Annotated in this window: 17 protein-coding genes; 9 read left to right on the top strand and 8 right to left on the bottom strand. The window is 36.7% G+C overall.

Features of this window, described 5'->3' with window-relative positions:
* Positions 1 to 184 precede the first annotated feature (184 nt).
* The 3 genes from gltS to ACG916_RS14210 form a co-directional block, all read right to left on the bottom strand.
* On the bottom strand, positions 185 to 1,405 hold the full coding sequence (gene gltS / locus ACG916_RS14220; protein WP_419327437.1) for a sodium/glutamate symporter: 1,221 nt from the start codon (positions 1,403 to 1,405) through the stop codon (positions 185 to 187).
* 308 nt (positions 1,406 to 1,713) lie between these two features.
* Positions 1,714 to 2,166: a hypothetical protein gene (locus ACG916_RS14215; protein WP_419327436.1), complete on the bottom strand. Its 453-nt coding sequence runs from the start codon at positions 2,164 to 2,166 to the stop codon at positions 1,714 to 1,716.
* Between the two features lie 181 nt (positions 2,167 to 2,347).
* The gene (locus tag ACG916_RS14210) at positions 2,348 to 3,331 is read right to left on the bottom strand and encodes an ion transporter (protein ID WP_419327435.1); all 984 of its coding nucleotides are present in this window, start codon (positions 3,329 to 3,331) and stop codon (positions 2,348 to 2,350) included.
* 481 nt (positions 3,332 to 3,812) lie between these two features.
* On the opposite strand from ACG916_RS14210, the gene ACG916_RS14205 reads away from it, so the two are divergent.
* Together ACG916_RS14205 and mqo are read left to right on the top strand one after the other, a co-directional pair.
* Positions 3,813 to 4,298 (top strand): Lrp/AsnC family transcriptional regulator, encoded by a 486-nt coding sequence (locus ACG916_RS14205; RefSeq protein WP_419327434.1) that lies wholly within the window; start codon positions 3,813 to 3,815, stop codon positions 4,296 to 4,298.
* 317 nt (positions 4,299 to 4,615) lie between these two features.
* Positions 4,616 to 6,262, top strand: a complete 1,647-nt coding sequence (gene mqo, locus ACG916_RS14200) for a malate dehydrogenase (quinone) (RefSeq protein WP_336953000.1) — start codon at positions 4,616 to 4,618, stop codon at positions 6,260 to 6,262.
* Between the two features lie 1,409 nt (positions 6,263 to 7,671).
* On the opposite strand, the gene ACG916_RS14195 is transcribed toward mqo, so the two are convergent.
* The 5 genes from ACG916_RS14195 to ACG916_RS14175 all read right to left on the bottom strand — a co-directional run bounded on the left by ACG916_RS14195 (position 7,672) and on the right by ACG916_RS14175 (position 13,485).
* Complete coding sequence (locus ACG916_RS14195) at positions 7,672 to 8,172, bottom strand: hypothetical protein (protein ID WP_419327433.1); 501 nt, start codon at positions 8,170 to 8,172, stop codon at positions 7,672 to 7,674.
* A 178-nt stretch (positions 8,173 to 8,350) separates the two neighbouring features.
* Complete coding sequence (locus ACG916_RS14190) at positions 8,351 to 10,990, bottom strand: bifunctional aconitate hydratase 2/2-methylisocitrate dehydratase (RefSeq protein ID WP_336953001.1); 2,640 nt, start codon at positions 10,988 to 10,990, stop codon at positions 8,351 to 8,353.
* Positions 10,991 to 11,687: 697 nt separating this feature from the next.
* Positions 11,688 to 11,957, bottom strand: a complete 270-nt coding sequence (locus tag ACG916_RS14185) for a hypothetical protein (protein WP_419327432.1) — start codon at positions 11,955 to 11,957, stop codon at positions 11,688 to 11,690.
* Between the two features lie 317 nt (positions 11,958 to 12,274).
* Positions 12,275 to 12,649, bottom strand: coding sequence for a hypothetical protein (locus ACG916_RS14180; RefSeq protein ID WP_336953003.1), 375 nt, complete (start codon positions 12,647 to 12,649; stop codon positions 12,275 to 12,277).
* 71 nt (positions 12,650 to 12,720) lie between these two features.
* The gene (locus ACG916_RS14175; protein ID WP_004821170.1) at positions 12,721 to 13,485 is read right to left on the bottom strand and encodes a glutathione S-transferase family protein; all 765 of its coding nucleotides are present in this window, start codon (positions 13,483 to 13,485) and stop codon (positions 12,721 to 12,723) included.
* Between the two features lie 396 nt (positions 13,486 to 13,881).
* Here ACG916_RS14175 and ACG916_RS14170 point away from each other — a divergent pair, with 396 nt between their 5' ends.
* Genes ACG916_RS14170 through ACG916_RS14140 form a run of 7 tightly spaced genes read left to right on the top strand, consistent with a single transcriptional unit; the run spans position 13,882 to position 21,294 of the window.
* Positions 13,882 to 15,087, top strand: a complete 1,206-nt coding sequence (locus ACG916_RS14170) for an SfnB family sulfur acquisition oxidoreductase (RefSeq protein ID WP_419327431.1) — start codon at positions 13,882 to 13,884, stop codon at positions 15,085 to 15,087.
* A 35-nt stretch (positions 15,088 to 15,122) separates the two neighbouring features.
* Positions 15,123 to 16,355 carry an SfnB family sulfur acquisition oxidoreductase gene (locus ACG916_RS14165; protein ID WP_419327430.1) on the top strand — a complete coding sequence of 411 codons (1,233 nt, stop codon included), beginning with the start codon at positions 15,123 to 15,125 and terminating at the stop codon, positions 16,353 to 16,355.
* Positions 16,355 to 17,788: an LLM class flavin-dependent oxidoreductase gene (locus ACG916_RS14160; protein WP_419327429.1), complete on the top strand. Its 1,434-nt coding sequence runs from the start codon at positions 16,355 to 16,357 to the stop codon at positions 17,786 to 17,788. Before ACG916_RS14165 ends, ACG916_RS14160 begins: the two co-directional genes overlap by 1 nt.
* A gap of 55 nt (positions 17,789 to 17,843) precedes the next feature.
* On the top strand, positions 17,844 to 18,725 hold the full coding sequence (locus ACG916_RS14155) for a MetQ/NlpA family ABC transporter substrate-binding protein (protein ID WP_419327428.1): 882 nt from the start codon (positions 17,844 to 17,846) through the stop codon (positions 18,723 to 18,725).
* Positions 18,726 to 18,735: 10 nt separating this feature from the next.
* Positions 18,736 to 19,572, top strand: coding sequence for a MetQ/NlpA family ABC transporter substrate-binding protein (locus ACG916_RS14150; RefSeq protein ID WP_419327427.1), 837 nt, complete (start codon positions 18,736 to 18,738; stop codon positions 19,570 to 19,572).
* An 11-nt stretch (positions 19,573 to 19,583) separates the two neighbouring features.
* A complete protein-coding gene (locus ACG916_RS14145) occupies positions 19,584 to 20,654 on the top strand; it encodes a methionine ABC transporter ATP-binding protein (RefSeq protein WP_336953010.1) in 1,071 nt (356 codons plus the stop codon).
* The gene (locus ACG916_RS14140; protein ID WP_336953011.1) at positions 20,635 to 21,294 is read left to right on the top strand and encodes a methionine ABC transporter permease; all 660 of its coding nucleotides are present in this window, start codon (positions 20,635 to 20,637) and stop codon (positions 21,292 to 21,294) included. The genes ACG916_RS14145 and ACG916_RS14140 overlap by 20 nt, the downstream gene beginning before the upstream one ends.
* Positions 21,295 to 21,363: the final 69 nt, after the last annotated feature.

The raw sequence follows: 21,363 nt of genomic DNA, 5'->3' as shown, positions 1-21,363 counted from the left end.
TAATGAGTAATGAGTAATGAGTAATGAGTAATGAGTAATGAGTAATGAGTAATGAGTAATGAGTAATGAGTAATGAGTAATGAGTAATGAGTAATGATAAAACTAATTTAAATACGAAAAACAGCCACTTTTATGGCTGTTTTCAAATCCTTAAGTGATCGCATCACTTTTTGTAAAAGAACATTTAAAAAAACTTTGTGATGGTTTGAATGACTATAGCATTCACAATATCAACAAAAAATGCACCTGTTAGAGGGATAATTAAAAAAGCTTTATGCGATGGCCCATAAGTATTCGTCACTGCTTGAATATTGGCAATGGCAGTTGGTGTTGCGCCTAAATTCACCCCACACTGACCTGCACACAATACTGCTGCATCATAGTTTTTACCCATAACACGGAAAGTAACAAAAAACAGATATAAAGCAAGAAAAATAGTCTGAACAATCAGAATAATCACCAAAGGACCTGCTAAATCAGCAAGTAGCCATAATTGTAAAGACATCAAGGCAATAGCTAAAAATAATGCCAGCGACGCATTACCAAACACATCAATACAACGGTCAAACAGTTCAATTTTAAATACATATTCCAACGTATTACGTAAAAATACTCCACATCCCAATGCCCATACAAAGGTCGGTAGCTCAAACCATTGCCCTTTGGCAACACCTGTCATAAAGTTAGCAAATACAATACACAGTGCAAACATTCCTATGGTTTTAACTGCATCATCAGCGGTGATTAAACGGGTTTTTTCTGGATATTCAAATGGCGCTGTTTCAGCCGATGGGGGAGCTTGCATACGCGTTGCTGATGGCGCAATTTCTTCAGCCAATTGATAGCGACGAATCAGAAACTTTGCAACTGGACCACCCATCATTCCACCAATGACCAGACCAAATGTCGCACTCGCCATTCCTAAGACAACCGCACCTTTGATACCATAATTTTCTTCAAAAATACTGCCCCATGCTCCAGCTGTACCATGTCCACCAGTTAAAGTGACGGATCCTGCAATCAAGCCAATCAAAGGATTTAAATCCAATACAGTTGCCAAACTTATACCAACAGCATTTTGCAATAACACATAAATCACCACGCAAACCATAAAAAGAAGCAGCGATTTACCTCCTTCTTTTAATTTAACCAGACTTGCACTCAGTCCAACAGAAGTAAAAAACATCAACATAAAACTTTGTTGAATATTGGCATTAAAATTTACGGTTAAATTAAATTGCTTAAACAGTACAAATGTTACAGCAGCAGCAATTAACCCACCTACGACAGGTTCAGGAATATTATATTGCTTTAATATACTGATCTTATTTACAAGAAAATAACCAATAAAAAGAACGGCTACAGCAATTGCAATCGTGCCAAAAATATCAACATTAATGTTCATTGTTAACCATTCAAAACTTTTATGGCGTTATTAATACTTAAATTTACTCAATAATTCATTAAAAAATATGTAAAACTATTATTAGTCTATTCGTTGGTCAAAATATTCAGAAGAATTTTCATCACTAAACAGATTGAAATTATCACTTTTATTGTGAAGCTTTTAAAGCACGGATTGATTCGTCTCAGCCAATGTAAGAATCGATAGAGCTATACAGATGATGACCTAATTAAACATTGATAAAGGTACATTAAAATAAAACAGGGAAGCGATGTGCTTCCTTGTTTCTATTCTCATAAAGTATTCATCTATTTTTTAACTTCTATTTCAGCTGTAGAATTTGAATCATTTTTATACTCTGACATTGTCAATAATTTAGAGCTTTCTAAACGATCATCAGCATCAAAAACCATTTCATAAGAAGTTTTTTTCCCATTAAAAGCTGATTCTGTTGGTGTGCCAATAATTTCCCAAAGTCCTAAAGTGAAGACATCTGCCGCACCGTGCCAAACCGCACGGCTTATTTTATTAGCCTTTGAATATCCCTGCATAAATGTGTAAATTTCATAACGTTTACCATTTTTAAATTCAGATGTAATAGGTGCCCCAATTTCAGCAATAATTAAACTACGATCTACGCCTTTATTAAATATTGATAAATCTTTTTTTGTTGGTTGCTTTGTTGCCATGACAGCAGCGCAGCCTGTATTTAGAGAAATTACAGCAAATAAAACAATTTTTGATAAACTTTTAATTTTCATACTTAATTACAATCCAATGCGTTGTGTCGACAATCCATTCTTTTGTTCAGTTGTAATTGCCTGATCTTTTACATTGTATCTGAAGTGTAACTTTAGAAAAAGTTATTTTTAATCGTTACACTTCAATTTTTCATTTATTTTTCATTTATTTTTTATTGTATAAATCCCTTTTTAATCATACTCACTCAGGTAACTTATATCCGCAATTTGGACAGAAACAATACTTGTTTTTTTCTCTTTCCAATTCCTGCTCTTTACGTTCACGAATCAGTTGTAAAACAATATCTCGCGTCTGCTCAGCAGATAAGCCAACATCTCTACGAATCTCATCAATTTTGTCTTCATCATGAATAATATCAATTTCGCAACTTTCTAACAGATCTCGAAACTTCAACTCCAGTTGTTGTTTTCTTAACTCTAATTCATTGGCTAAACCATTTGCCAAAATACCTGCAGGTAAAGCGGCTAATCCGACGCCAAGTATGGTAATCAATGCACCAAGAAAACGTCCAAGGGGTGTAATCGGTGTTACATCACCATAACCAACAGTGGTTAATGTCACCACGGCCCACCACATAGATGCAGGGATTGAGCTAAAGACATCAGGTTGCGCTCGACCTTCCACGACATAGATACCTGCTGCTGCCATTACGATCATAATGACCAAAATAAAAATTACTGCTTGAAATGAACCTTTTTCACGTTCTATAACACGAAGTAAAATCTGTAGTGAAATGAAATATCGGGTAAGTTTCAATAAACGTAATAAGCGTAAAATCCGCAAAAATCTCAAATCAATATGTACAAAGAAGTTGATATATGCAGGTAAAATCGCCAGTAAATCGATAATCGCAGCACCACTGGTCACATATTTCCAGCGTACTCTCCACTCAGAATCAAACGGTTCTTTTTCTACAACACTCCAAAAACGTAAAATATATTCAGCTGTAAATACAATGATTGAAAAATCTTCAAAAGCATCGAAATAAAGTTGATAGGCTTTATAGACATCATTGATTGATTCTAAAAGCACCGCAACAACATTACCAATAATTAGAAAAATCAAAGAAAAATTGATCGCACGACTAAACCATGTTTCATAATCTTCATTATGCAAATTGTCATATACAAATTTTCGAAGTGTGTACCAAGCTGTGAATCGCATGCATTATTCTTTATTTTAAAAATAAAGCATCTTAATACTTCTCGATTTAATTGCACATCTTCAGCTACTTGAGATTACAATTTTGTTGACTATTTTGAATGTTAAAGCCTCGAACTCAAAGTATAAATATATCTTATTCATTGCATAATTTTTTGTTATAGAATAAATAAGATTACAATGTCTTATTGAATCATATGCATTTTGTGAAGGCGCGGTTGAATTTTATCGTTTTAAAGCTATTTTTATAAATTTTTTAAAGCGTAGAATAAGGTCGCGGACAGTATCGTTAAAGGCACCCTTTCCTCTAAAGATACTATCCGCTAAATCAAAGCCAGTCTCCCAAATGTCTTTGATTTGATAAGTTTATTCTAACGTTCTACTGAATAGAATGTTTCCCGTATTTAATATAAATCTCCAGTATTTTCGGAATGATTTTTCACATATTTCATTATTATCGAAAATATTTTCTGTGGTAAAGCTCATGAATGAAAGTCAGTACACTTTAGATAGGATTGATCGCAAAATTTTATCGGCACTTCGAAAAGATGGACGTTTAACAGTCGCTCAGCTTTCTGATCTGGTTGGACTCTCCTCTTCACCATGTTGGACACGCGTTAAACGTCTAGAATCTTTAAATGTCATTGAAGGCTATACTGCAACCATTAATGCCAAAGCCATCGGGATTAATGAGCTATTTTTTATTGAGATCACTTTAGAACGTCATGACGACGAGATCTTAGAACAATTTAGTGATGCGCTTAGTCAAATGCCTGAAGTTATAGAAGCGCATTTGGTAACAGGTGATTATGATTATTTGGTCAAAGTTGCGGTGAAAAATGCTGAACATTATGAACGCTTTTTACGTAAAAACTTATATTCAATGAAAGGTATTCGTCATACCCGCTCTATTTTTGCTTTACGTCCTTTAAAGCTTGAAAATAAATCAGACCTAATGATGATTGAATGAGCAAAAAAACTGAGAAGAGTTTTCATATTTAGACTGAAAACTCTTGTTTTTAGCATATTTTTCAGCCAATTTAAAGATACAAAAAGCTTAACACCTACAAAAAATAGTACTTTAGTCTAAGACTTTTTTGAATATTTATTACACAAATATACTAATCAAATTTTAATCTGGTTGTTTTTCGTACACATCTTTACAAATTTAAAAACAAATTATTTCATATATTTAAATCATTTACGAAAAAAATCATTACACAAACTAAGATTTATGTAACTTTTCTACATTACAATATTATTAAAACTTGATGAAACAGGAAATATATGAAGAGATTTTTTAAATACCTACTGATTGTCATCGGGGTTATATTTGTTATTGGATTGATCTTTTTATTTAGACCAATTGCTTCTAAAAAAGTCAACACAACAGCAGATGAACCAGTTGTAGATGTGGTACTTGTTGGTGGCGGTATTATGAGTGCAACCTTGGGGACTTACCTCAATGAAGTTGAACCAGACTGGACCATCAATATGTATGAGCGTTTGGATCAAGTAGGTCAAGAAAGTTCTGCGGGATTCAACAACGCAGGAACGGGACACTCTGGCTTTATGGAAATGAACTATACCCCTGAGAAAGACGGTAAAGTTGATATTAAAAAAGCCATTGATACTGCTTCACAGTTTGAAGTAAGTAAACAATTCTGGGCTTATCAAGTCAAAAATGGCGTGCTGGGTCAACCAAACAGCTTTATTAATCCTGTACCACATATTGCCTTTGTTTGGGGCGATAGCGTGAACTACATGAAAAAACGTTATGAAGCGATGAGCCAAAGCCCAATGTTCGAAGGATTAAAATATACTGAAAATCCTGCTGAAATTAAGCAATGGGCGCCTTTAGTTATGCAGGGCCGTGATGCAAACCAAAAAGTTGCTGCAACACGTATGGACGTAGGTTCTGATGTAAATTATGGTTCAATTACGACTCAATTAATTGATCATTTGAAAAAACAGCCTAAATTCAAACTTGAAACTTCATCTGAAGTAACAGGTATTAGTCAAAATGCAGACAAAACTTGGACTGTATCGTTTAAAAATCTAAAATCCAATACAACCAGTCATGTTAAAACTCGCCATGTGTTTATTGGTGCGGGCGGTGCCGCAATTAGATTATTACAAATGACAGGTCTGGAAGAAACTAAGCAATATGCTGGCTTCCCGATCGGTGGTATTTTCTTGATGACAGACAATCCAGCTGTTACATCACAACATACTGCAAAAGTCTATGGTAAGCCTGAATTAGGTGCACCTCCAATGTCTGTACCACACATTGATACTCGTTACGTTGACGGTAAAAAGTATGTATTGTTTGGCCCATTCGCAACCTATTCAAACAAGTTCCTAAAAAATGGTTCTCAGTTTGATTTAATTGATGCGACCAACAAAAACAATGTGATTCCGATGGCAACCATTGGAATAGAAAATCTGGACTTGGTGAAATATTTAGTCAGCCAAGTGGCGATGTCTAAGCAAGATCAGTTCAATGAATTGAAAAAGTATTATCCAGATGCAAAAATTGAAGACTGGACTTTAAGCCAAGCTGGCCAACGTGTTCAAATCATCAAAAAAGCACCGGGTAAACCAGCAACACTTCAATTCGGTACTGAGATTTTCACCTCTAAAGATGGTTCAATCACTGGCCTTCTTGGTGCTTCTCCTGGTGCATCAACCTCTCCATATATTATGTTGAGCTTGATGGAAAAAGCGTTCCCAGAGCAAGTGAAAGGTAAATGGAATCCAAAATTGCATGAGATTGTGAAGTCTTATCAACAGGATTTAAATACCAACCCTGCTCTGCTTGATCAAGTGCGTACATATACCAGCTCGACTTTAGGTTTAAACTATACACCTACTCGTAAAGCTGCAAATGATGCGACAGCCGCTGCTGCACCTGCTGTAGCAAATGCACATTAATTTTCTTGTCTAAAAAAGATGAGCTACAGCTCATCTTTTTTATGGCTCAATATCTCATTTTGTGTTTTAATAGACTCAGTATGAGATGAGCCTTATATAAGTATAGAGTGATCTATACGACTAGCCCCTGAATAAGGGGCTTTTTAATGCCTACTCAAAAACTTTCTGATTAAGCAAATGGTTATTAAAGAAAATTAAGCTTTACCCAATTGATTAATTTATAAAAAATGATCAAAAAATTTATTTATTTTTCACTGAATCTAATTGATTTAAAACAGATCATTAAAATTTTAGAATAATAAAAATTTGAATGTAATAATTTACTTATAAAAATAGATTACGAGGATTTATTTTGAATCAAACTATATATCAGTTGTTTTAAGTTATCTTGAATATCTTTGGGTAATTGTATAAATAAAGCATCGATAGACATCTTATCCCAATTTTCTGAGACATTCTCTTGCTCATCTAAACTCTCAGCCAATAAGAATAGCTGTGCGACAGAACAATTAAAAGCTTCCGCAAGGTATTGGAGTATTGCAGGACTGTACCCTTGATTACCATTCTCAAGATTGGAAATATTACTTTTTGAAGTATTGGAAAAAATCGGCTAATTGATGTTGAGTCCAGCCCTTCCGTTTTCGCAAATAACGTATTGCATGACCTATATCCATTCCTTGATATTAGCTTAACAAAGTATCCTAAGCGTATTGCAATGCAATATATTGTGCATCAAAACTATTGTTTTAAAAAAACAATAGTTTTGCAATACAATACCCACTCATTCACTAAAATTTAGAAAAATGATGAAGCATTCAAATATTGTTAAAAATATTTCTACAGACTTAGCAGATGTTATTATTATCATTCAAACAGCACTTGAAAATTATTTAATTGATTTAAATATAAAAGTATTGAATAAACAATAGCTTGACTATTTTTGTATAGCATTATTATTTACCATTTGTTCAAATAGCATCAGTAATATAAATAAAAAATTTGTATTATTTCAATTTGAAAATCCAGAATATTCAGATATTCAGATATTCAGATATTCAGATATTCAGATATTCAGATATTCAGATATTCAGATATTCAGATTGATTATTATTCTCAATATTTTAATCCAAATACAAACTCATTTATAGATGATCAAAAAATCTATCCTATGCTATTGGCATTTTTTGACTCTATCAATACTGATTTTGACCCACTAAATATTAATTCGATTATTGTTATTTTGAATTTTAAAAAGATGATGATGAATATTATAAAAAAGTATAGTTAACGATTTTCATTCGAATCGATGAAACTGATCATTTCATATTTGAAATAGAATATTTGATATCTCAAATAGTTATAGATTAATTATAATAAGATACATTTTACACTTAATATTTTAAAAAAATTTATACTCCAAAATGTAAAACATATAATTGTCCATTTGAATCAATGACTTTTTTAAAACATTCAGCTATTTTTTTAAATTGATCGATAATATCATCTCGTTGATAGGTTAATTTTTCTTGTTTTAAACTATTTCTGACAATTCGACATTCCTTACTTTCACTAAACGGATCTTCATCATCTGCGAGTTGATAAGAATAACCACCATTTAGTTTTAAAGTTTCTGGTGAAAGTTTAAGAATATCCACGATATGTACAAATAAATCATATGCTTGTTGAGCCCCATCAATGTCAATAATAGTTACACCATAAAGATTTAATCCCATATGTCTTATTTCCATCGAGGGATTATAAGCAGGTATCCATTGTAAAAAATCATAAAAATACAGAATAAGATCATCATGAATTGAAACATCATAAGGTACTTGATTAACCAGTTGCATATGATCTTCATATGCATATGTTTCTTTATCTAGGACAACAAAATCGTGTACTTGAGCCATTTCTCACCAGTTTATATAACATTGATGTAATTCCTTTACTCTATTGTATAAACCATTCGAATATCATTTTAACCATTATATTTAAGTAAATAGCACATATAAGCATTTTTATACATAAAACTAAGGGCTGAATAATCAGCCCTTAGTTTCAACTCAATTTAATATATTTTTCAATAGATTAGCTTAATTGAGCAGCAGCAATTTTCTTAGTATCGATACCTTTAGCAGCATCTGTATACTCGCCCATCTTGTCGAAGTTCAAGTATTGATAGATGTCAGCAGACATGCTGTCAATTTGAGCAGCATATTGTTGATACTCTTCAGGAGAAGGTAATTTGCCAAGTACCGCAGCAACAGATGCAAGCTCAGCAGAAGCTAAGTATACATTTGCGCCTTGACCTAAACGGTTCGGGAAGTTACGCGTAGAAGTCGATACACAAGTAGTGTTCGGAGCTACACGTGCTTGGTTACCCATACATAATGAACAACCTGGCATTTCAGTACGCGCGCCAGCTTTACCATAAATGTTATAGAAACCTTCTTCCATCAATTGATGCTCGTCCATACGTGTTGGTGGAGCCAACCATAATCGAGTAGACAATGAACCACCTGGTACTTTATCAAGTAATTTACCAGCTGCACGGAAGTGACCAATGTTCGTCATACAAGAACCAACGAATACTTCATCAATCTTAACGCCTTGAACATCAGAAAGAAGTTTAGCGTCATCTGGATCGTTCGGGCAGCAAAGAACTGGTTCTTTAATGTCAGCAAGATCAATTTCATACACTTTAGTGTATTCAGCATCAGCATCAGCTTTAAGAAGTGATGGATTCGCTAACCATTTTTCCATGTTCTCAACACGGCGAGCCATAGTACGTGCATCGCCATAACCTTGAGAAATCATCCACTTCAACATGGTGATGTTAGAGTTCAGGTATTCAGCAACTTTCGTTTCAGAAAGTGTGATTGAACAACCAGCAGCAGAACGTTCAGCAGAAGCATCAGAAAGTTCGAATGCTTGCTCTACAGTTAGGTCAGTTTCCATTTCTGTTAAGTCGATTTCTAAGATACGACCAGAGAAAATGTTTTTCTTACCTTTTTTCTCTACAGTTAAGTCACCCGCTTGAATCGCGTAGTAAGGAATTGCATGTACAAGGTCACGTAGCGTGATACCAGGTTGCATTTTACCTTTGAACTTAACAAGTACAGACTCAGGCATATCTAATGGCATAACACCAGTTGCAGCAGCAAACGCGACTAGACCAGAACCCGCTGGGAATGAAATACCGATTGGGAAACGTGTATGTGAGTCACCACCAGTACCAACTGTATCTGGAAGAAGCATACGGTTTAACCAAGAGTGAATAATACCGTCACCTGGACGTAATGAAACACCACCACGGTTCATGATGAAATCAGGAAGCGTATGTTGCATTTGAACGTCAACTGGTTTTGGATATGCAGCTGTGTGACAGAAAGATTGCATCACAAGATCAGCAGAGAAACCTAAGCAAGCTAAGTCTTTCAATTCATCACGTGTCATCGGACCAGTCGTATCTTGCGAACCAACAGTCGTCATTTTCGGTTCACAGTAAGTACCTGGACGAACGCCTTGACCTTCTGGAAGACCACAAGCACGGCCAACCATTTTTTGAGCTTGAGTAAAGCCTTTACCAGTGTTTTCAGGTTGAACTGGAACACGGAATAAAGTAGATGCTGGCAGACCTAAAGCTTCACGCGCTTTAGTTGTCAAACCACGACCAACGATTAAGTTGATACGACCACCCGCACGAACTTCGTCAAGAAGAACAGGCGTCTTCAACTCAGATTCAGCGATTTGCTCGCCTGCTTTAAATGCAGTTACTTTTGCTGCAGCATGATCAATTTTAAGAACGATTTCATCGCCCATGTTCATGTTAGCAACATCAATTTCAACAGGTAACGCACCAGCATCTTCCATTGTGTTGAAGAAAATTGGAGCGATTTTAGAACCTAAGCAGTAACCACCGTCTTTTTTGTTCGGGATGTGAGCAATGTCATCACCAAAGAACCAAAGCACTGAGTTAGTCGCAGATTTACGAGAAGAACCGGTACCAACAACGTCACCAACATAAGCAACTTGGTTGCCTTTTGCGATGAGTTCTTTGATTTGGTTTAATGGACCAACTTCACCAGGAACTTCTGGGTTGATACCATCACGTACGTTTTTAAGCATTGCGTTTGCATGCAATGGGATATCTGGACGGCTCCAAGCATCTTGTGCAGGAGACAAATCATCAGTATTTGTTTCGCCAGTTACTTTGAAAACAGTAAGTTTGATTTCTTCTGGAACGTCTTTACGGCTAGTAAACCATTCAGCATCAGCCCAAGATTGCATAACGGCTTGTGCATTTGCATTACCCGCTTTGGCTTTTTCAGCAACGTCATGGAACGCATCAAATACAAGAAGCGTTTTTTTCAATGCTTCAGCAGCTAAGCTTGAAAGTGCAGCATCATCAAGTAATTCAACCAAAGGTGCTACGTTATAACCACCAAGCATAGTACCTAATAAGTAAACCGCACGCTCTTTAGAAACCAATGGAGAAGTCGCTTCACCTTTAGCAACAGCAGTCAAGAAAGCAGCTTTTACATATGCAGCTTGGTCAACACCTGCTGGAACACGGTTTTCAAGCAAATCTACTAAAAATGCTTCTTCACCCGCTGGTGGATTTTTTAGTAATTCAACCAAGTCAGCAGTTTGAGCATCGTCAAGTGGCTTCGGTGGGACTCCGAGTGCGGCACGTTCTGCAACGTGTTGGCGGTAAGCTTCTAGCACGGTGTAATTCCTCTTTTTAAAAATTTACCTGTGAATTCCTGCTTATTAAAGCTTCACAGGCAATATGGACTGTCAAATTTTACTAAAAATCAAGCCAAAAGTTAATGCAATGAGCGTATTAATTCGTGATGACCATTATTTTATAAATAAATACTCATCACTTTTCGCTTCATTTAACTACAGATCTACACAGTACGCTTTCATTAGACGTTTATGTAAATTATTTCTCAAATTAAATCGAAAAATCCCTAAAAATACAGGGTCTGTTGACAATTCGTCTATGTTTGCGACTACGGGTGTTTTTTAGATGATACAAGGCATGAAATATGAAATTTAGTCATTCTAAATGAATAGTTCGTAACGATGTAGCAGCAAAAAACACTCTAGTCCCCCCGCTGCGCCTTGCGCTGCAAACAAAGCAGTGCTTTGTTCTTGCTCAGGGTTGTGGCTAAAATTATCTCAGTCTGCGTTATGAAACTCAAAAATAATCTCGCTATTCTCTTCGTTTCATACCTTGCCTGCTCAATTTTAGCCTACAACTCAAACCATTTATGAAATGCCAGCAGACCCTTATCTTTGTAAAACATGAACTTCTCTTTAATCCGAAAGAAGTTATGCCTACATGGCTTTTAGACTGTTTTAGCCATAAAAAAAGCAACATATGTTGCCTTTTTTTTAGAGCAAAGTACATTCCACCTTAGTGGACTGTTGTACTGTCTACATACTTTTGAAATTCTGTACGACAACCTTCAAATTTCATTTGCACTTCATCTTCATGAAACATTGAATGTTCAGTACACGCAAATGAAATTTTTACTTGGTATAACTTCGCTCGTTCGTCAATGACGTCTTGGAAAAAAACTTGATCACCTAAACTCAGCACATAATGACTTCCGCTAATCACAGCGACACCATTGTCATCTTCTAAGAGCAAATCTGCATTATGTAAATAAGCAACTACTTCCATTGTCTCACTCCTATGCTACTTTTTGTTTTCTATTTCTATATTGTATATATGCTTTTCAATTTATATGCTAATCATTTTTTGTGACGAGGCTTGTCGATTACTTAGAGATTCTCGATAACCCAACATAAAAAACACGTCATGGTAATCTTTATGCAAAAAACACATATAAATGATTTAAAGGGATGGACACTCAAAAGTGTGAATGTATTGACCATTCACGATTCGCATTTCTAATTTACACAAATTCTATTCTTTCATTGTCTGCTAACCAAGCATATTGCCTATTTTGGTACTTTAAGCCATAAAAAAACCGCTCCTTAGAACGGTTTATAATCTGGCATTTTTTTGGGATCATGCGGTGTATTTAAACACTGTTCAAATGCTTCGTTCTTAAACTTTGCTTGAACTGCATCTTTATCCGCTTTTAGCTCTGCATCTGATAATGCATAGACTTTTTCTAAATACTCAAGTACAAAGCCTTTAGTCGTTGGATCAGTGACTTTATTTGCATACTCAATTGCTTCTTTCTTGGTAATCCCATTTTGACGATCTAGAGTAATAGAGCGTGCAGCATTACCAATACTGGTACAGTAACCTTTCCAAATTTCTTCAGGAGTTGCAGGCTTTTTCTCAGTACAACCCACCATCAATAAAACAGTGCTTATCGCACCTAAAATTACGAACTTCTGCATTAAAAAATCTCCAATTCCACACTATGATACTTAATTTTTCAGTAAATTGGAGAGTTTCTTGCTTTGAAATTTTACATTCCTCGCCAATCTACACGTGCATTGCGCTCAGTTGCGTAAATTCTTTTCACGTATTGCCCTAAAGGAAGTTCTAACAAATGTTGGCTAAACTCGGTAAACTCTTGAGAAATATTTTCTGCATATTCCTTTTCCCACGGTGTCGCAGGTAATTCTAATAAAGGCGCAAGAATTGAACATACTGAAATATCTGCCAAACCAAGGCGATCACCCACAAAATAGCGGCAACCGTTATCAATCAAGATCTTATTTAAACTGTCGATAGTCAGCTCTAAATTGTATTTAGATTCTTCGACTTTCTCTTTGTCCAATTGATAACTTTTTGAAACCATAGTTTTTAGAATAGGCTTTGAAATTTTTTCAAATTGACGTAAATAGCCTTTTTCACCAATCATAATTTCTAGCGGTTCATCGCCTTCTGCTAAAGCATGTGCCAATCCCCAACGGCGTACATGAATACCTAACTCATTGGCAATCAGATCAATTTCTAAGGTTTTTTCACGAAGCGTATGATCGGTACGAAGCAGTCGATGTTCAGGATAAACATCATCTAGATACAATGCGATTTGAGTCGACCCCGCAATAAAACGTTCTCCATCTTTTAAAATAGGCAGCTTGTTTTGCCCTGTTTTAAGTTGTGCAAATGCACGATGGACACCTGGGATTAAATTCTGCGCAACAAAATCCAATTCTTTATGATCAAGCAACCAACGGGCTTTTTCACAGTAATGCGAGAGTGGGAATTGGTACAACGTACGCATGTAGTCTCCAAATTATTTTTTTAATTAAAAGCTTAGATAAATCTAAAAGTTAAGATTAATCCTGAGTAATCTTATGTACTTTAGACATTCATCACCTGAATTACAATGTACTTTTTACTTCAATCGCTCGTCATATGACCCAATGCTTATTCTATGGTTATATCAGTTTCTTTATTCTTTATTCGCAATAGGAATAACAAAGCTGACTCAAACTAAAAATCAGACTAGAATAACTTAAACTAAATTATAAATTTCAATATGTTAACTTATACTCAATATTAAAAAACTTTGCGATTTTTATCCTAACAATAATTTTAGATAAGTTAAGCACAATAGTTCGTTTAATTTTTACCGTAATATTGCTTAGCGTTTTGGTATCTATTGAAAGGTGCCAATATGTCTAGTTTGAATTCTTCTACCTCAGCCTTTGTGATCCAAAACGATCAACAAGCAATAAATGCAGCTTACCAAGTTGCTGATTTTGCTTTGGTAGAACGAAATATACGTGATCAACAACGAATTTTACCTGTTGATGTCATTCAAGAATTAAGCCTCAAAGGATTAGGCGGAATTCGTATTGCCAAAAAATATGGTGGCGCTCAAGTTTCAAATAAAACCCTTGCGCATGTTTTTCGTATTTTATCCAAGGCAGATGCCAGTGTTGGTCAGATTCCTCAAAATCAATTTGGCTTGTTAAATGCCATTGAGCATATCGCCAATGAACAGCAAAAACAGTTTATTTATACTGAAATTTTAAATGGTAAACGTCTTTCTAATGGAGGCCCAGAACGCAATACTAAAGATACCCGCACTATTGAAACACGTTTAGAACAGATCAATGGTCAATATTTTTTAAATGGTGAGAAGTTTTATTCAACGGGTTCACATTTTGCCGATTGGTTGGCGATACGCGCAATTCACCCAGATGGTCATATTGTTTTAACGATTATTAATGCAAAAGCTGACGGTGTTGAAATTGTTGATGATTGGGATGGCTTTGGACAACGTACAACGGCAAGTGGCACAGTGCGTTTAAAGAATGTTGTGGTTCACCCAGATCTTATTATGGATGAAAAACCACTTGCCGATGCTTCAAAATATCGTGGTGCGTACTCACAACTGATTCAGGTTGCGATTGATGTGGGCATTGCAGAAGCTGCATTTGCAGATACTTTATCTGCAATCCATAAAGCGCGCCCAATCATTGATGCCAATGTGGATAAAGCCAGTTTTGAAGCCTATACCCTACAAGAAGTCGGTAAGCTCAATATCTTACTCGATGCATCTATTTTATTACTGGATGAAGCCGCAGAATATTTAGATCAATTAGATTCACAAGATATCGTCAGTCCTGAACAAGCCAGTAAAGCCTCCATTATCGTTGCTGAGGCAAAAGTGTATGCCAATGATGCAGCACTACTTATTTCTGAAAAGCTACTTGAATTGGGCGGTAGTCGTTCAAGTCTAGCAACACATAATCTCGATCAACACTGGCGCAATGCTCGTGTACATACCTTACATGACCCTGTGCGTTGGAAACTTCATGCCATTGGAAACTATTACTTAAATGGTACGCAAAATCAGCGCCATGCGTGGATTTAAAGTTAAACGACTTTGTTACTCATCAGGGAAATATTATGACAACTTATCAAGATATCAATAAAACATTGGATGTACACAACCATCCCTTTGCACAAGCACATATTATTCAAAATGATCAAGAAGCTTTAGAAATCGCGCAACAGTTGAGTCAGCAATTTAAAGAGAATACGGTACTCCGTGATGCTGAAAGAATTTTACCTTTTGATGAGGTTGAAGCTTTTAGTCAATCAGGGTTATGGGCGATCACTGTACCACGGCAATATGGTGGTGCAGAGGTCTCTAGTCATACTGTTGCTAAAATAATTGCATTATTCAGTGGCATAGATGGCTCTATTGGTCAAATCCCACAAAACCATTTTTATGCACTAGAAGTATTACGTAATACAGGCACAGAACTGCAAAAGAAAAAACTTTATAGCGAAGTACTTCAAGGCGCACGTTTTGGCAATGCCCTCGCTGAATTTAAGACCAAGACTGCTGCACAAAAGCATACCCAAATTAATCAAACTGAACATGGTTATGTGGTCAATGGGGAAAAGTTCTATTGCACGGGCAGTCTATTTGCCCATCGTATTCCGACATTAGTCCGTGATGCTGAAGAACGTGAATATTTGGCTTTTATTTCTGCAGATGCACAAGGCTTACAACGTATCAATGATTGGTCAGGTTTTGGACAAAAAACCACAGGTAGTGGTACCGTAAAATTCAATCAAGTTTTTGTTGAATCTGAATATGTCATTCGTTTTGACACTGCATTTTCTGAACCCACCCTTGTTGGGCCATTTGCACAAATTATGCATGCTGCGATTGAAACAGGCATTGCGCGTGCAGCATTTGAAGAAACAATAGAACGGGTTAAACAAGCACGCGCATGGATTGATGCCAATGTAGAACGTGCAGACCAAGATCCACTGACCATTTATGAATTAGGTCGTGTTGCTGCTGATGTAAGAGCAAGTGAGGTTTTATTAAAACAAGCTGCTCAATCTATTGATGCAGCAAAACCACAACCTACAGTTGAAAATATTGCCAAAGCCTCACTAGATGTAGCTAAAGTCCGTGCACACAGTACAGAAACAGCATTAAAAGCGTCTTCAAAATTGATCGAGTTGGCTGGAAGTCGCGGTAGTCAACGTGCCGATGGCTTAGATCGACATTGGCGCAATGTACGGGTACATACACTGCATGATGCATCACGCTGGAAATATTATTTTATTGGAAACTATGTATTAAACAACATCCTTCCACCACGCAGAGGGACATTGTAATGACACATACATCTCAACATACAGCGCCTAAAAAACAAATTTTACTCAATGCTTTTGACATGAACAGTGTCGGCCATATCAATCACGGCTTATGGACCCATCCGCGTGATGAATCTCATCGTTTTAATGAGCTTAATTACTGGACTGATCTCGCTAAGACCTTGGAGCAAGGTTTATTTGATGGGTTGTTTATCGCAGACATTACCGGTGTTTATGATGTCTACCAGAATGGTATAGATTTAACCTTAAAAGAGTCCATCCAACTGCCGAGTCATGACCCATCTACCCTGATTTCTGCAATGGCAGCTGTAACCCAAAATCTAGGTTTTGGCGTGACCGTAAACTTAAGTTACGAAACTCCGTACCAATTCGCACGGCGCTTCGCGAGTTTAGATCATCTGACACAAGGTCGGATTGGCTGGAATATTGTGACGGGGTATTTGGACAGTGCTGAACGCTTAATTGGGCAAAAAGGTTTAAAAGATCATGACTTACGTTATGAACAAGCTGAAGAATTTTTAGAGCTTTGCTATAAGTTTTGGGAAGGTTCTTGGGAAAATGATGCAGTACAAAAAGATAAGCAAAAGCGTATTTTTACTGACCCTAAAAAAGTTCATCAAATTAACCATCAAGGGCGTTTTTATCAAAGCCAAGGTGTTTTCCAAGTCTCACCTTCACCACAGCGTACCCCTGTGCTCTTTCAAGCAGGTGCTTCACCACGCGGTTTAGCATTCTCCACACGTCATGCGGAATGTGTCTTTATTGGGGGTGATCAACCTGCAAAAATCAAACAACAAGTGGACAAGATTAGAGAATTGACTGTGCAGCAAGGCCGTAATCCCGAAGATATTAAAATCTTTGTGGGAATCACAGTGGTTACAGCAGAAACAGATGAATTAGCTCAAGAGAAATTAGCTGAATATGCCCGCTATGCAAGTCCAGAAGCAGGTTTAGCACATTTCTCAAGTTCAGTCGGTATAGACCTATCCAATTATGCTGATGATGAGGCAATCCCATATCAACAAACCAACAGTATTGCTTCAGTCAATAATAAATTTAAGGAAAACCAAATCACGCCTAACGATCTTAAAGCACAGCATCAACTCGGTGGTCGTTATCCACTGATTGTTGGAAGTGGTGAAACAATTGCTGAAAAATTAATTCAGTTGATTGATGAAACAGGTATTGATGGCTTTAACCTAACTCGTACTGTTGCGCCTGAATCACATCATGACTTTATTCGTTTTGTTATTCCTAAACTTCAACAACGTGGCAGATTTAAAACCAAATATGAAAATGGTTCTTTACGCAACAAAATCTTTAACCAGGGTGATCATTTAACCCAACAACATCCTGCTGCTGATTTTCGATGTCAAAACTCAAATCATAACAACAGCATCGAAACGGCAGATCGGCAAAAGCAAACTGCCTAAATAACCTAATCAGCAAACATGATGAATTGAATAATTTCACTTTAAGGGGTGTCACATGACTCAAATAAACTCACCTACAAATGGTAATCCATCCAAAAAATCAGGCTCCAAGAATAAATTTATTCTGCTTGGTGTGATCATTATTGCCGTGATTGCAGGACTTTTTTATTGGAACCAACATAAAAAAGCCGGTTCAGAAGAAATCACCATTGGTATTAGCCCACCCTTTGCCAAGCCTTTACAAGTTGCAGCAGAGGAAGCCAAGAAACAAGGGATTCATATTAAACTGGTGGAGTTTTCAGATTGGAACACACCGAATATCACACTAAATCATGGTGATATTGATGCAAACTATTTCCAACACCAACCATTTTTAACCAATGCATTAAAAGAAACTGATTTTAAACTGAAACCGATTGCCACAGGTGTGGCAACTCATGTGGGCTTATATTCTAAAAAATATGATTCTTTAGCGGCTGTCCCTGAAAATGCACGTGTGGTGATTCCAAATGACCCAGTCAACCAAGGTCGCGCACTGTTACTTTTGCAACAGGCAAAACTCATCACCTTAAAAGATCCGAATAACCATTTATCGAACTTACAAGACATTATCTCAAATCCTAAAAACTTTAAATTTATTGAAGTTGAAGGACCTCAAACTGCGCGTGCTGTAGATGATGCTGATTTAGTATTTAGCTACCCGCTTTATTTACGTCTTGCAAAAACCATTGATCCAAACAAAGCATTATTACTCGATGATAATACCAATACCCGTTATGCGATCTTGTTTGTCGTAAAAGATGACTATGAGCAAAAGCACCCAGAAAAAGCCAAACAGTTAAAAGAGTTTGTAAAAATTTACCAGACTTCGGACAAGGTCAAACAGGCTTTGAATGATGATATTGGTGAAAATTTATGGTTCCCTGGTTGGAAATAAGGAATAACTCATGTCCCAAGTTTCCAAACTCAAAAACAAGAACCTGCTGATTGGTCTTGCTGTTGTCATCGTATTATTGGGGCTGTTTACCTATCGTTATGTACAAAATCAACAAAAGGATAATGTACTCACGATTGGCATTAGCCCACCTTATGCAGAATTACTACAAACAGTTGCCAAAGAGGTAGAGAAAGATGGTATCCATGTCAAACTGGTCGAATTTTCAGATTGGCAAGCGCCCAATGTTGCGGTGCAAAACCGTGACATTGACGCCAACTTTTTCCAACAAAGTGTATTTTTAAAAAATGCCATTAAACAAACCAATTACGATTTGCATGCTTTTGGTACAGGTAGCGGCAGCCATGTCGGTTTATATTCAAAACAATATAAATCCTTAGCAGCTTTACCTCAAAATGCTCGTGTTGTCATCCCCAGTGACCCCGTTAACTCTGCGCGTGCTTTGATCTTGCTACACCGCGCTGGGTTAATTCAAATCAAAGACATCAACAATGAACTTTCAACACTTCAAGATATTGTTACAAACCCAAAACACTTGAAGTTTTTGGAAGTTGAAGGTCCACAAACAGCTTTAGCTTATGATGATGCAGATCTGATTTTTGGTTTTCCGCATTACTTAAATATGGCAAAAAAAGCCGATCCGCATAGTGCGCTGTTTTTAGATCCCGTTGATAAAAAGTACGCCATTCTTTTTGTGACACGTACCGATTATCAAGACAAAAATCAAAAGTTAGAGAAATTTATTCAAGCTTTCCAAAACTCACAGCAAGTTCGAGATATTTTAGATAAAGATTTCGGCAAAGATATGTGGTTTGCAGGCTGGAAATAAGGAGAATAGAAATGGTGAGTTTCGGTTCGCATGTTGATTTTTCAGTCCCTCATATCAAAATTCGTGATCTGAATAAATACTATGATGGGCAAGATCAACAGATCCATGCATTAAAAAATATCAACTTAGATATTCCTCAAGGCAAGATTTTCGGCATCATCGGTAAAAGTGGTGCAGGTAAATCTTCCTTAATCCGAACCTTAAATGGTTTAGAAGGTATTTCTGAAGGCAGTATTCATATTCATCAACAGAATTTGGCTGAACTCAGTCATGCTGAATTGATTCAAACACGGCAAAGAATCGGGATGATTTTTCAGCATTTTAATTTAATGTCTGCCAAAACCGTTTGGGACAATGTGGCATTGCCTTTAAAAATTGCCCATGTCGATAAAGCTGAAATTGAAACACGTGTCAACGATGTTTTAGATCTGGTCGGATTGGGAAATAAAGCACATAACTACCCTTCACAGCTGTCTGGTGGTCAAAAGCAACGTGTTGGTATTGCTCGTGCGCTGGTGCATCATCCAGAAATATTATTGTGTGATGAAGCAACGTCTGCACTTGATCCTGAAAGTACCTCAGTGGTTTTATCCTTGTTGAAAAAAATCAATCGAGAATTGGGGATTACCATTGTTTTAATTACCCATGAAATGCAAGTAATTCGTGAAATTTGCGATCAAGTGGTGGTGATTGAACATGGTGAAATTGTTGAGTCAGGACAAGTCTGGTCCGTGTTTTCACAGCCTCAGCAGAAAATCACACAAGAATTGTTAAACCTAGAACAGCTCGATTTGCCCTTTCCAGTGCATACAGAGCTGCAACAAGATTCCACCCATAGCATTTTAAAACTACGTTATGAAACCGATCCGAAAAACTCACCTGATTTAGTGGAACTTTTTAAAGTTTTTGAAAAATCGGTACATTTATATCAAAGTCACATCGACAATATCCAAAACCATTTGATTGGAACACTGATTGTCGGTACTGAACAAACCCATTTAGACCTGCATAATTTACAAGAAAGGTTAAAACATCAAATTGCGCAAATAGAGGTACTTGGCTATGCAAGAGCAACTCATTGATTTATTGCTGACCGGAACCATAGATACCTTACTGATGGTTGGTGTATCTGCCATTGTTGCCTTTTTGATCGGTTTACCTTTAGCCGTGATTTTGGTCAATACATCTGAGCAAGGGATTTATCCATCTAAAAAGATTAACCATGCATTAGGCACGGTGATTAATATTACCCGATCTGTTCCCTTTTTGATTTTAATGGTGGCACTGATTCCTTTAACCCGTTGGATTGTCGGAACCAGTTACGGAGTCTGGGCAGCTGTTGTTCCATTAACGTTAGCCGCGACACCTTTTTTTGCCCGTATTGCAGAAGTTAGCTTGCGTGAAGTTGATCAAGGTCTAATCGAAGCTGCACAAGCGATGGGCTGTAACCGTAAGCAAATTGTTTGGCATGTGCTTTTACCTGAAGCCCTTCCCGGTATTGTGGCAGGTTTTACAGTCACAATTGTCACCATGATTAACTCCTCTGCAATTGCGGGTGCAATTGGTGCTGGTGGCTTAGGTGATATTGCCTACCGTTATGGTTATCAACGCTTTGATATGCAAATGATGTTTGCTGTGATTGTAGTCTTGGTGGCTTTGGTCATGATCGTTCAGGCATTTGGTGACAGTTTGGCAAGCCAGTTGGATAAGCGGAAGATTTGAACGGATTGATCCTTTTTTAAAATACGAACCCTATGACGTTATTTAAAAGGAAGATTTAGTTCCTTTTAA

It is taken from the genome of Acinetobacter legionensis, assembly GCF_048552295.1.
In the GTDB taxonomy this organism is placed as follows: domain Bacteria; phylum Pseudomonadota; class Gammaproteobacteria; order Pseudomonadales; family Moraxellaceae; genus Acinetobacter.
Note: the sequence above shows the minus strand (reverse complement) of the source record. Positions and strands in the feature narration are given on the sequence as shown.

Coding starts and splice junctions, on each gene's coding strand:
- gltS (WP_419327437.1), bottom strand. CDS start 1,405: ATGAACATTAATGTTGATATTTTTGGCACGATTGCAATTGCTGTAGCC.
- ACG916_RS14215 (WP_419327436.1), bottom strand. CDS start 2,166: ATGAAAATTAAAAGTTTATCAAAAATTGTTTTATTTGCTGTAATTTCT.
- ACG916_RS14210 (WP_419327435.1), bottom strand. CDS start 3,331: ATGCGATTCACAGCTTGGTACACACTTCGAAAATTTGTATATGACAAT.
- ACG916_RS14205 (WP_419327434.1), top strand. CDS start 3,813: ATGAATGAAAGTCAGTACACTTTAGATAGGATTGATCGCAAAATTTTA.
- mqo (WP_336953000.1), top strand. CDS start 4,616: ATGAAGAGATTTTTTAAATACCTACTGATTGTCATCGGGGTTATATTT.
- ACG916_RS14195 (WP_419327433.1), bottom strand. CDS start 8,172: ATGGCTCAAGTACACGATTTTGTTGTCCTAGATAAAGAAACATATGCA.
- ACG916_RS14185 (WP_419327432.1), bottom strand. CDS start 11,957: ATGGAAGTAGTTGCTTATTTACATAATGCAGATTTGCTCTTAGAAGAT.
- ACG916_RS14180 (WP_336953003.1), bottom strand. CDS start 12,649: ATGCAGAAGTTCGTAATTTTAGGTGCGATAAGCACTGTTTTATTGATG.
- ACG916_RS14175 (WP_004821170.1), bottom strand. CDS start 13,485: ATGCGTACGTTGTACCAATTCCCACTCTCGCATTACTGTGAAAAAGCC.
- ACG916_RS14170 (WP_419327431.1), top strand. CDS start 13,882: ATGTCTAGTTTGAATTCTTCTACCTCAGCCTTTGTGATCCAAAACGAT.
- ACG916_RS14165 (WP_419327430.1), top strand. CDS start 15,123: ATGACAACTTATCAAGATATCAATAAAACATTGGATGTACACAACCAT.
- ACG916_RS14160 (WP_419327429.1), top strand. CDS start 16,355: ATGACACATACATCTCAACATACAGCGCCTAAAAAACAAATTTTACTC.
- ACG916_RS14155 (WP_419327428.1), top strand. CDS start 17,844: ATGACTCAAATAAACTCACCTACAAATGGTAATCCATCCAAAAAATCA.
- ACG916_RS14150 (WP_419327427.1), top strand. CDS start 18,736: ATGTCCCAAGTTTCCAAACTCAAAAACAAGAACCTGCTGATTGGTCTT.
- ACG916_RS14145 (WP_336953010.1), top strand. CDS start 19,584: ATGGTGAGTTTCGGTTCGCATGTTGATTTTTCAGTCCCTCATATCAAA.
- ACG916_RS14140 (WP_336953011.1), top strand. CDS start 20,635: ATGCAAGAGCAACTCATTGATTTATTGCTGACCGGAACCATAGATACC.